At 31.3% G+C, this 12,404-nt stretch carries 12 protein-coding genes (1 of these 12 running past the window's edge); 5 read left to right on the top strand and 7 right to left on the bottom strand.

Annotated elements, in window-relative coordinates; all coding sequences use genetic code 11:
• Positions 1-125: 125 nt before the first annotated feature.
• From A2255_06130 to A2255_06110, 5 genes are all read left to right on the top strand, one after another.
• The gene (locus tag A2255_06130; protein ID OGI22965.1) at positions 126-1,949 is read left to right on the top strand and encodes an ATP-dependent DNA helicase RecQ; all 1,824 of its coding nucleotides are present in this window, start codon (positions 126-128) and stop codon (positions 1,947-1,949) included.
• Positions 1,950-2,571: 622 nt separating this feature from the next.
• Positions 2,572-2,880, top strand: coding sequence for a zinc-binding protein (locus tag A2255_06125; protein OGI22963.1), 309 nt, complete (start codon positions 2,572-2,574; stop codon positions 2,878-2,880).
• A gap of 151 nt (positions 2,881-3,031) precedes the next feature.
• Positions 3,032-3,295, top strand: a complete 264-nt coding sequence (locus A2255_06120; protein OGI22962.1) for a hypothetical protein — start codon at positions 3,032-3,034, stop codon at positions 3,293-3,295.
• 65 nt (positions 3,296-3,360) lie between these two features.
• Entirely contained in the window at positions 3,361-4,131 is a 771-nt protein-coding gene (locus A2255_06115) for a hypothetical protein (GenBank protein ID OGI22961.1), read from the top strand.
• 14 nt (positions 4,132-4,145) lie between these two features.
• On the top strand, positions 4,146-4,610 hold the full coding sequence (locus A2255_06110; protein OGI22964.1) for a hypothetical protein: 465 nt from the start codon (positions 4,146-4,148) through the stop codon (positions 4,608-4,610).
• On the opposite strand, the gene A2255_06105 is transcribed toward A2255_06110, so the two are convergent.
• The 7 genes from A2255_06105 to A2255_06075 all read right to left on the bottom strand — a co-directional run.
• Positions 4,611-5,858: a hypothetical protein gene (locus A2255_06105; GenBank protein OGI22960.1), complete on the bottom strand. Its 1,248-nt coding sequence runs from the start codon at positions 5,856-5,858 to the stop codon at positions 4,611-4,613.
• Between the two features lie 2 nt (positions 5,859-5,860).
• On the bottom strand, positions 5,861-7,102 hold the full coding sequence (locus A2255_06100; GenBank protein OGI22959.1) for a hypothetical protein: 1,242 nt from the start codon (positions 7,100-7,102) through the stop codon (positions 5,861-5,863).
• 12 nt (positions 7,103-7,114) lie between these two features.
• Positions 7,115-7,576 carry a hypothetical protein gene (locus tag A2255_06095; protein ID OGI22958.1) on the bottom strand — a complete coding sequence of 154 codons (462 nt, stop codon included), beginning with the start codon at positions 7,574-7,576 and terminating at the stop codon, positions 7,115-7,117.
• A 4-nt stretch (positions 7,577-7,580) separates the two neighbouring features.
• Positions 7,581-7,907, bottom strand: a complete 327-nt coding sequence (locus tag A2255_06090) for a hypothetical protein (protein OGI22957.1) — start codon at positions 7,905-7,907, stop codon at positions 7,581-7,583.
• The gene (locus tag A2255_06085) at positions 7,900-8,286 is read right to left on the bottom strand and encodes a hypothetical protein (GenBank protein ID OGI22956.1); all 387 of its coding nucleotides are present in this window, start codon (positions 8,284-8,286) and stop codon (positions 7,900-7,902) included. The genes A2255_06090 and A2255_06085 overlap by 8 nt, the downstream gene beginning before the upstream one ends.
• On the bottom strand, positions 8,270-11,347 hold the full coding sequence (locus A2255_06080) for a hypothetical protein (GenBank protein ID OGI22955.1): 3,078 nt from the start codon (positions 11,345-11,347) through the stop codon (positions 8,270-8,272). Before A2255_06080 ends, A2255_06085 begins: the two co-directional genes overlap by 17 nt.
• Positions 11,348-11,646: 299 nt before the next feature.
• Positions 11,647-12,404, bottom strand: the 3' portion of a protein-coding gene (locus A2255_06075; GenBank protein ID OGI22954.1) for a hypothetical protein. 238 nt of this gene lie beyond the right edge of the window; 758 of the gene's 996 nt are visible here — the last part of the coding sequence; the start codon falls outside the window, past its right edge; it ends in the stop codon at positions 11,647-11,649.

Below are 12,404 nucleotides of genomic sequence, written 5' to 3'. Positions count from 1 at the left end.
GACATATCTTTCTCCTTTTTCTCTTTGATATGTCTATATTTTAACATATTTTAGTTATGCGGTAATCTTAATAATTGAAATATAACTTCTTCTATAGCAACAAATCTATAGGTTAAATAACTTTGATAGTTCAATTACGTCAAAAACCTCTCGATGTTTTACACTCAGTTTTTGGATACAGCTCCTTTAGAGATAAACAGGCAGAGATCATAGATCATATTATTAATGGTAAAGATGCATTAATATTGATGCCTACTGGAGGAGGAAAATCTCTTTGCTATCAAATTCCGGCTTTGTGTCTCCCTGGAATTACTGTGGTAGTTTCACCTCTTATTGCTTTAATGCAGGATCAGGTTGAATCTTTGAAACAACTAGGAATAAGGGCTTCTGTTCTAAATTCCACATTGTCAGCCAGGGAATCATCAGAAGTAGAAGAGAAAATGCGTAATGGTGAGTTAGATATAATATATGTTTCTCCTGAAAGATTAAATACAGAAAGTTTCCTTAATAATATTGAACAGTGTCAATTATCTCTTTTTGCTATTGATGAAGCGCACTGCGTTTCTCAATGGGGACATGACTTTAGGCCTGAATATCTTGAATTTTCTAGATTGAAAGAAAGATTTCCTTTAATACCTCGTATTGCATTGACAGCAACTGCGGATGAACTTACACGTCAGGATATTGTAAAACATTTAGGTCTTGAAAAAGGTCGTATATTTATTTCCAGCTTTGATCGTCCTAATATTCGTTATCGTATTATGGCTAAAGATAATGAAAAAAAGCAGCTTTTAAATTTCTTAAATGATGAGCATAAAGGCAATTCAGGCATCGTATACTGCATTTCTCGAGATAAAGTTATGGAAATCGCAAAATACCTAAAAGAACATGGTTATGATGCATTACCTTACCATGCCGGCCTTAATAAAGATAAAAGAATGAAGAATCAGGATCGATTTATCAAGGATGACGGGGTAGTGATGGTAGCAACTATCGCGTTTGGGATGGGAATAAACAAGCCCGATGTCAGATTCGTTGCTCATTTAGATCTGCCTAAAAGCGTGGAATCCTATTATCAAGAAACAGGCAGAGCAGGTCGTGACGGTCTTCCCTCTGATGCATGGATGGTCTATGGAATTGAGGATATTGTTAAGTTACAACAATTTATCATCAGATCAAAAGCCACTGCAGAGCATAAAATGCTTGAATACCAAAAACTGGATGCGTTACTTGGTTATGTGGAAACTGTAAAATGCAGACGTCAGGTATTATTGGAATATTTTGGAGAACAAACTGATAATAAGAGCTGCGATAATTGTGATACTTGCCTTGAGCCGATAAAAACTTTTGACGGTACAATTGCGGTACAAAAGGCATTATCTTGTATATATCGAACAGAACAGAGGTTTGGGATAACACATATTATAAATGTTCTTCTAGGTAAAGAAGATGAGAAGGTCAAGAGATTTAACCACAATAAATTAAGTACTTTTGGCATAGGCAAGGAATATGATAAGTCCCAATGGAAGTCTGTTTTCAGGCAAATTATTGCATCCGGGGTAGCAAATGTCGATATGGAATCTTATGGGTCTGTTAAATTAACAGCAAATTCAAATAAAATTTTGCGTGGAGAAGAAAAAATTTATTTGCGCAGTGACGTTATGGATAGAAAGTCAACAAAAACAAAGAAAGTTGATACTGGAAAACGTTCTGTCCTAAAAAATGCAGAAGACGAGACTTTATTCCAGAAATTAAGAGCATATAGATTATCCCTGGCAAAAGAGCAGGGAATTCCTCCTTTTGTAATATTTCATGACAGTACTTTAATTGAAATGGTAAACAAAAAACCTGGAAATCTGGTTGAATTCTCAGGTATTTCAGGAGTAGGAAAAAGTAAACTCGATCGCTACGGCAGCTCTTTCCTTGAAATTATTAAAGAGCATAATTAACGAGCACTAAAAAATTCTTGTGTTTTCTATTGCTCGTTAAATTGTTAGTTATAAGAATGAGCTGTTAGCAGCCTTTTGAGATTATTTTTTCTCCGGAGTTCTGCTATATTCAGATACAGCTTCTTTGCCTTTTTTGGGTTTGTTTTGTTTTGGTTTTTTAACTTCTCTGGATCCTTTGTCTTTTGCCATATCAAGCTCCTTTACGAATTGATGCAATAAATATTACAATTCACGCGAATATTACAATCATTTACTTAATACTAACATAGTCTCATCTAAGGACATAAGAAAAAATACTTACGCATTTTTTCTTACTCGATTAATAGCCGGTTACAGGAATGAGCTTGCACAGCTCCCGCTTCGCATTTTTTCATCAAAATCTTCAATTATTTTTTCCGCTGTCCTTAATTTGATTAATTGATGCTAAATTATAGATTAATTTCCTCTATAATAAGGAATTTTACGATATTTCAGGAACTATTTTGCCTAATTATTAGTCTTTATATTTAATAATCTCAATAAAGAGAGTTACAAATAAATAGGTTTTTGAAGAAAGCAGTTTAGATATTCATTATCTCGGTCTCATTCAAAACATATTAACTGGCAAAAGGAGCCCAAAATAATGACATATCAAGATAAAATTTTACAATGTGCAGATTGTGGTTATGATTTCGAATTCACATCTAATGAACAAGCATTCTACGCTTCAAAAGGTCTTACAAATCATCCAAAGAGATGTAAATCCTGTCGTAATGCAAGAAAAGATTCAAGCCGTTATGGTGTTAGAAGTGAAAATAACTCAAGAAAAATGTACGATGTAGTTTGCTCAGATTGTGGAGCAGATGCACAAGTACCTTTTCAGCCATCTGGTAACAGACCGGTTCTTTGTAAGAATTGTTATTCCAACTCTTATTCAAGAAGATCAGCGTAAAAATTCTAAAGAGAGCTTATAAGCTCTCTTTTAGTATATAAAATCAGAATTTAATTAGAAGACTCTTAAAAATATGTTCTTTCATCCTATCACTGGGCTTAAAACAATAATTTTTCCGAAAATAATATTTGGACTATGTCATAATTAAATTATGGCAATAATGGAGATTAATTTTATTATTACTGAATTATTAAAAATATTAAAACAGGCTCATTTTAAACTTGCAGGAGTTAAGCTGGATCGTGTTAAAGCGATTTTAGAAAATCATATTTCAGCTGGTTATACCATATCAGGTTTTAGTGTATTTCGTAAAGCCAACCTTATCAATCGTTGTCAGGATGACAGACATGTTAAATTTAACATTCAAAAAGATAATGAAGATAAGTGTATAGAAATCAGCATTGAAGAAGTTTAAGCATATTTTATACAGCATTTCTTTAATGATAGCTATGGTTATTCGGCTTTAGAAAAGGACTTATAATGGCATTTATCAGAAAAACCTCTGAAGAAAAAGAGCAAAAACAACTTGAAATGGTTAAGCTGGAAACGAAATACGAGCAATTTCTTTCTAAAAAAATCTCAGAAAAACGAAATGTTCTTTTATCTAAATATCCGGAAATAAAAACCTTGTTTGAAGGCTGGTTGTATGGCGTTTATATTACTATACTTGATGTTCAGCAAATTAAAGAAAGAAAAGGAAAATTATATTATTTATTTGAAAATATTCCTGAATCTACAAATAAATATAAACTAACGTACACTATTGATGATAAAAATAATTGTGTCTTCAATGTTTCGATGTTAAAAAACTTTCCTAAGTCATATTTGAGTATATTTAAAAGACACAATTTCAGTACAGATAAGGAAGAAACTACTGTAAGTGAGCTTATTGTCGCTCATATTTATAAGCTTGATGAAACGGTTTATATCCACCATTCAGACTATAATAAGCTTAATAATGGGATCAAAAATCTTGTACCTTTAGAGAAAGATTTTTTCTATGGCCTCAGTGACGATGAACAGAAGAATATGGCAAAATCTCAACAGTATATTCCTGAAAAATATAAAGCAAAACCAAGAAAAAAGCCTAAAGATGTTGTTAAAATGGAATATAGAGCGTGTGATCTTTATTATAATCACAAAATTCCGGTAGAAAAAATTGCAGCAACTTTAAGAAACAGGCTAAATAAAGCTGCTATTCAAAGAATAGTTAAGCTTTATCCTTATTTTAGAGTGTATTGCATAGAATAAAAAGAACAAATAATATGAAAATCTGGATAGATGCAGATGCCCTTCCGGGGCAAATTAAAGAAATAATTATAAAAGCAGCACATAAGCGAAGTATTGAAACAGTATTTGTTTCAAATAAGTTTATATCTATTCCCGAGTCTCCTTTTCTATCTTTTGTTCATGTTGCCCAAGGGCCTGATGTAGCTGATACATATATATCTGAATGGGCTGAAGACAAAGATCTGGTGATTACACAGGATATTCCATTAGCTGCAATTCTAATCCCAAAAGGAACTGTTGTGATAAGTTTTCATGGTGATCTTTTTACTCCATCCAATATTCGTGAAAGGCTTTCTATAAGAAATTTTATGCATGAATTAAGAGATACTGGAGTTCAAACCAGCGGACCTAAAGCTTTTGGTGATAAAAATAAACAACAATTTGCAAATACATTTGATCAGCAATTAATAAAACTTTTAAAACTGAATTCTGGAAAATAATTAAATTTCGTCCATTTCATTAATAGTAGTAAATCCATATAAAACCTTTTTAATTCCGTCATACCTGGAACTCTGAAAACCAAGAGACTTAATTTGTTGCAAAATTTCCTTTTCAGAATAATTTTTAGCCAAGGAATTAAAGAATTTTGAATCAAATTCAAAAAACTCGTGTATGGGAATTCTGCCTGAAAAACCTGTATTATTGCAGACTATACAACCTTTTGATTTATAGAAATACACCTCTGTTGCGTTATCCCAGATAAAAATATCGTTAATTTCTTTATCTGTTAACTTGAATTTTTCTTTACAGCTATTACAGAGTTTTTTAACCAGTTTTTGAGAAAGTATTCCAATTGATAAGTCAAATAGTACATTTATTTTATTAAGACTTTTAATTGTTTCAACTACATTTTCAGTATTTATATTTATTATAATTAGCTTATTATTTAAATCTGTTTGAAATAACGAACTAATGTCATAAAAATCCTTTAAGCTATTTATAACTGTAATTTCAGAATCAATTTTGTCTGGAACTTCATTTAAAAGCGTTATAGCCTTATCTTTATCATTAAAATAATTGATTATAGCATTGATTATTGTACTTTTACCTAAATCGGAAGAACCTGACAGGAACAAAATAGCTCCTCTTTTTTTTAAAAAATCTTCTAGCTTTCTAAAAATTGATTCAGAAAATCCCAGCTGTTCTAGGCTTTCTATCTGTTTTTTTTCGGCATCAAGTATTTCCAGTATTATCTTTTGACTTTTATCACTTGAATAATAGCTGAACTTTAAATTAATCTGCCTATTAAAAAGTGAAATATAAAAATCACTTTTCTGATATTCATTTTTTTCTTCAAGATGAGCAAAAGTTCTTAATTTTGTAACTATATATGGAAAATATGATAAGTCTAAACTAGTTGAATCATCTATATTTCCATTTATTATAAGATTGATATTTACATTATTTGTATCTGATTCAATAAAAATTTTGGAAGCCCCTTTTCTTACTCCCAAAAGCAGCATTTCACGAATAAATTTATCTGCATTTTTTTTGAGTTGATCTTGCTCTGTATTATCAATTTCATCCATCTTATAGACTCTTGTATAATTAAGCATTAGTAATGATCCTGGATCAAGCTTTTGCCCTTTTTTATGGATAATCTCTCCATGAGTATTAAAAAGGTCAAAATCCAGTTTATCTTTGCCTACTATTTCACTATGCGATACTTCTATAAGAATATGATCCATACTTAGGTAATTTCTCCATACAAAACAGACTTGAATGTCTTTTTAAGCGTATCAAAATTTTCTTTATAAACAAGATTAACAAATTTATATAATAAATCAAAGTCAAATGCTCTTTGCCCCTCCAGTAATATTATATTTAATGCCTCATGGTGCGCCATTTTTGCCTTATAAGGTCTATCAGATACAAGAGCATCATAAACATCAACAATAGAAACAATTTGAACATTTATTGACAACTCATCTCTGGTAAGGCCCCTTGGGTAGCCGTTACCATCAATTCTTTCGTGATGATTGTATACAATTTCTGATATTTTTTCAGGCACTCCCATGTTCGTAACTATCTGATAACCAAGTATCGGATGTCTCTTAATGAGTGCAATCTCTTCTTTATCTAATTTATCAGGCTTATTAAGTATAACTTTGGGAATTCGCATTTTTCCTATATCGTGTAAAAGTGCTCCAAGTACCAATTCTTTGACCAGGTTTGCACTAAATCCTAGCGCCTTGCCTATAGCTGAGCTTAACATAGCAACGTTAACTGAATGAGAATATGTATATTCATCATTAATTCTCAACTGATTAATACAATGGATTATTTCGAGTTTTTGATTAACCTCTTCAATAATTGTATTTCTGACATCTTTACATACTTCCAAGTCGGGGGTTTTACCTTCATATGCCTGTTGTGCAATGTTCTTTGTGCTATTAATAAGATATTCTTTAGTTTTCTCAGAAATTACAGATGGCATTTGATCTACATTAGTTTTATCTTTATTTATAGAAAACTCTTTTGTTAAACCTTCTAAAGAATCGTAACTAAGATAATATTTATCTATTGCTTCATCAATTTCATCAGGAAAACTAAAGACAGTGCTAACCTGTGATTTTGTTAGCTGTTCAATTTTATTTAGGAGTATATCATTTTTTGGATCAGGTGTAGCAGCAATTATTACTTTACCTAATTGATAAATAAGGATTACTTTATTTTTTCTTGCAAATTCTTCTGAAAGTTTTTGAACAACCTCCTTTTGAAACATTGCTTTTTTAAGCTCAGTATATGCAACACCTAATGAATCCCCCCACAGTCTTCCTAATTTCTTTTTTGTAGCAATTTTGCTGTCTACAAGATGTAAAAGAATGGAAAAATAATCATATTTGAATTTTTCAACCAGAACTTTTGCTGTTTGGTCTGAAATTATTCCTTCTTCAATTAATAATCTAATAAAATCCAATTCTTTATTCACTCATTTATTCCTTTAAACTATATCTTTGAGCATTTTATCATCTTTTATCTCATCAAACAGCTGTTTTAAGTTAAATTTTTCTTTATTTTTATTTTCTCTAATAAGCTCAAAAGCCTTCCAAGTTTCATTAATTGATTTTGCCATCTTGTATATAGGAGTATCTTTTCTAATAAAATATTTAGCTCCCAGCTTAATGCATTTTTCAACATCTTCTCTATCAACAATTGCAGTCATCATTATTACACAGGTATTCTCAAGCTCGCTTGTTAATTCTTCAAGTATTTCATCACCAGTTATTCTTGGCATATTAATATCAAGTATCATAATATCAGGCTTTTTCTCTTTAAAAAGAGCAATGGCTTCTACACCGTTTGAGGCTTCCCCAACAATATCAAGATGAATTGTATTTGCAAGCATCTTAAGCAATTCTCTAACGTGCTTTTCATCATCAGCAATAAGTAAAGTGGGTTTCATTATTCTACCCCATTTCTTTTTTTAAACCGCTTAAGAGCATTTTGATTTGATTTATAATTTTAGGTTCTATAATAATATTTCCCTTAATAACAGTTTTTAAAACTTCTTCAAGTTTATGCGCTGCCTCACTAATTTCAGAAAAACCAAACATGCCGGAAGAGCCTGATATACTATGTATTATCTGGTACAATTCCTGTAATACTTCCAATTTATAATTTGTCTCTTCAAGTTTTTTCTCGAAACTAATAAGATCAGCAAGTTTATCCTGAAGTTTTAAAGCAAAATTTCCTCGCAAAGCCTCAAAACCTTCTTGGAAATTTTCATCAAGCATGATTTGCCTCCCATATTTGCTTAACTGTATCTGGGAGGGTTACTGGGTCAAATGGCTTTACAATTACATCCAACACTCCAAGTTCCCTATAATGGGTCATTTCTTTCACTTGAGCCTTGGCAGTCATGAAAACAACCGGAATATCAGCTATTTCAGGAGTGTTTCGAATCCTTTTAAAGGTTGTTGGTCCGTCCATATCCGGCATCATAACGTCCATAAGTATTAAATCAGGTTTCTCTTGAGGAATAGTATCTAATGCTTCCTTGCCAGAACTGCAAATTATTACATTAAACTTTCCTATTTTTTCCAAAGATAACCTTACAACTTTTTGAATATCCACATCATCTTCAACATACATTATTTTATTTAATAGTGTCATCTATCACTCCTGATTCATGTAGCTCAGCTTTATCAACACTGTTGATTAAATTTTCAATTACTTCAAGAAGTTTTTGGTTATCAACTATTGATTTTAACAATATAGAATCTACTTGTTTATATAAGTCCTTATCAACATTAGTTGCTGAAAAGATTACAGTTAACACTTTTTTGTCATTTTGTTCCATTAAAGGCAAAAGCTCTAATCCATTGCCGTCAGGCAAATTTAGATCAAGCAGTAACAAATCATAATGCTCGCTTTGCAATTTTACTTTAGCATCTTCAACAGTTGTAGCCTGTGAAATATTTGCAATTCCCTTTAAAACCGATTTTACTATTTTTAGAATATCCGGATCATCTTCTACATGCAGTATATTTGGAATATTTTGAACATTATTACAGGTAAGTGATTTTAATGAATGAATAAGTTTATTCTCATCAATTGGCTTATTAAGCCAATCTACAAGAGCAAGATTTCCTATTAACTCTTTATTTGTTTGGTCTGCCTTAATAGATACAACTAATATTGGTAAATATTTCGTTTTCTCTTTAGACCTCAATTCATATATTAGAGAAATTCCATCATCATCAGGCAAAATAAGGTCTAAAGTAAGCGCATTATATTCATTTCGAGACAATAACTCTCTTGCCTGACTTGCAGTATATGCAATATCAGTTAAATAACCATTATGCTTTAGTAAGAGAGAAATTAATGATGCTACATTTTTATCATCTTCACAGATTAATATTTTTTTGGTTTGATTTTCACTAATAGATTCGATTGTCTTTTCTTTTAATTCTGGTAAATAAACGAAAAATGTTGTGCCTTCACCTATTTTTGTCTCAAAGCTAATTTCCCCGTTCATTTTCTCGATAATAGCTTTACTTATACTTAATCCTAAACCGGTGCCACCTTTTTGACGTGTACTTGATGAATCGGACTGGGCAAATTTTTGGAAGATTTTACATTTAAATTCATCAGGAATCCCGTATCCATAATCTTTTACAGAGATAATTATGCCATTATTGCTTTTATAACCTGATATTTTCACAGTTTCGCCTGAAGGCGAGAATTTTACTGCGTTAGACAGGAGATTAGTTAAAACCTGTAAAAATCTATTCTTATCAACAACACCCTTTTCATTGGTTAATTGATTATCAAGAACTATATCTACATTAAATTGTTTTGCATAGGATTTATTTTCCTCAATTGCCTGCTCAATAATGGGTAAGATCTCTAATGTTTCAAGATTAAAGTTCATCCTGCCAGACTCAATTTTTTCAATATCGAGAATATCATTAATAAGACTAATTAAACGTATACTATTATTATTAGCAATATCAAGCATATCTTTTGTGTCATCTGTAATATCACCAAGAGCCCCACTTAAAATAAGACCTAAAGATCCTCTTATTGAGGTTAAAGGTGTTCTTAATTCATGGCTTACGGTTGAGACAAATTCATTTTTAAGTTTTTCGATTTCTTTTAGTCTGGTAATATCCCTAAAATTACACAAACGACCAACTTGTTTGTCGTCCTTAAATAATGGAAGGGTGTATCTCTCAATAATCCTGCCATTTTTTAATTCATAAATATCCTTTACCTTATCAAAGGTTTGGAAGATTTTTTTGCTGTTATCAATAAAAATCTGCGGGTATTTCATTGTCTGAGCAACAGCATCTCTAATTTCAGTGCCAATTTTGATATTTTTGGCTTCTTCAGGCAAACCAAACATTTCAAAAAACATATTATTTGTTAAAATAATTCTGTTTTCTGTACTAAACAATATATAGCCATTCTCTGTGGATTCCATTATCAATCTCTGAAGAGCATCTTTTTCCTTAATCAGGTTTAAAGATTCCTGGATTTTTTCCTGTTTTTCGTTTCTTTCTATGACACTCGCTATTGATGCTGCAAATGATAAAAGAATAGCTTTTTCAGCTTCACTCCAGGTTCTTTCATTTTTGCAATCATCAAATCCAACATAACCCCAAAAATAATCTCCTATATATATTGGGAATAACATAATAGAATGTACTTTATATCTTTCTAATATTCCTTGCATCACTGGTTCTATATCTTTTACGTTTTTTATCAGTGGCTTCTTAAGATATAAGGAGTCAGCCAGAGCAGGTACATTGTTTAAATGCATATTCTGTAAAGAGACGTCATCTATTTGTGAATATATAGGATCTGATACCCATTCATGCTTATAACTGGTAAGAATTTTATTACTTTGGTTATCATATCTATTTTCAAAAAGAACAATCCTATCAATATCAATGACATTGCCGATTACACCAAAAGCATTGACAATTGCTTTACCAAAATCAGGATTTTTTACCAGTTCATTAATTGCATCACTAGTTGCCGATAGCAATTTATCCTTTAATAATAATTCCTGCTCATATAATTTATGATCAGTAATATCCCGCGAAAGACCAGTTGTTCCTATTACATTTCCATTTTTGTCAAATATTGGGGTTTTAAAAGTTGCAAACCACTTTTTTCCTTCAGGAGTAGCAATATGCTCCTCAACGGACAATTGCTGTCCACTCGCCATTACAGCAACATCATCGACACGGTATTTTTCAGCCAATTCTCTTGGCCATATATCAAGGTCTGTTTTTCCTATTAAATCTTCAGAACTATGTTTACAGCTATCTGCGAACGGCTTATTTACAGATATAAACTTGCCTTCTTTATCTTTAAGCCAGGCAATAAACGGCATATTATCAAGAATGGCACTCAACCGTTTTTCGGTAATTTCAAGCAATATATTACTTGTTATAAAGTTGTCAGATTCTTCTTCTTTTACAAGTTTATAAAAACCACAATCCATACAGTTTTTAATTTTTTCCTCATATGCACCCTGCACTGATTCATCACAAAAAGTACCTGCAATAATCCAGCACGCTCTGCCTGCATTAACACCGGAATGTATGCCAGTTGTTTTTTTATTGACAGCAGCAGGACATACACCAAGTTCAGCAACTTTTAAGCCTCCGGGTTCTCTGCCGCATTTTTTATATTCCCAACAATTTTGCTTTGGACATGTCATTATTACACCTGCTTCTATTTATAAATTTTTTTTCTATTATATCATTCTTACTAATTTAGAATAATATTCCAAACTAGTAAGAAAAAAGCTGTTAATGAATTTTAGAAATAAATCATAAATAGATTACACCTCTATTAGCGCAATTCAAGAACTCAAAAAGTTGTATTAGCTGATGTTATCATATCATTGTAATTCATTTTGAAATTCCCATTGAATTTGCCTCTAATAGGGATTTTTCGCTTATTTTCTTATTTTTTCCAATTGCTATTTTTATTTCGTGATTCGGGTTAATTAGCAATTTAATCTATAAATTTAGGATTTTTAAGATAAGCGTGAGGATATGTGTAATCTTCCTTAAAACCTATTTTTCTATACATTCTTAAAGCAGCAAAATTATCAGTTTCAACGGCAGCATTTACCTCAGTAGCATATATTTTTCCTTGTTGTATACTTTCAATGATTGATGCTACTGAATTTTTCAGAAGATATTTCCCAAAACCTTTATTTTTATGTGCTTGTTTAACTCCAATAAGAGGTATATTTGCAGTAAGCACATCCGTTATATCAGCAAAACATACGCCTATTAGTTCATCATTATGTATGATTACAGCTGTACACTCCGGCAAGAAAAAACCAAAGATATTACTGACAATTTTATTAACTACATCTTTTGATCCTTCAAGAGTTAGGAATCTTGGATCAAAGTTAGTATCAGTTGCGGTTTTAAATGTATCGTGAATAGCTTGAGATGCTTGTTCAAAGTATTCGTTTTGCCAGGTTGCTATTCTATATCCTTCCGGCAATTCTGGCAGAGTTAAATTTTTTAAAATTTGGTAAGAAATTATATTATCAAATTTGAATTTTACAATCGCTTGTCCGATTAATTTAAATCCTAATAGAGAAATATCTCTTGTAAAAGATTCTTGGATTCCCAGCATCGGGTAACTTACTACATTCCAGTCATCTTTATCTTTAATACAATCAAGAAATGCCTTTAGAAGCACAGTTCGTTTTTGATTATCATTATCAGGTACGAATATTATGTTTAGTTCTATAG

Source organism: Candidatus Melainabacteria bacterium RIFOXYA2_FULL_32_9 (genome assembly GCA_001784615.1).
Taxonomy (GTDB): Bacteria; Cyanobacteriota; Vampirovibrionia; order Gastranaerophilales; family UBA9579; genus UBA9579.
The sequence above is the reverse complement of the archived record's forward strand: the minus strand, read 5'-3'. Positions and strand labels throughout refer to the sequence as shown.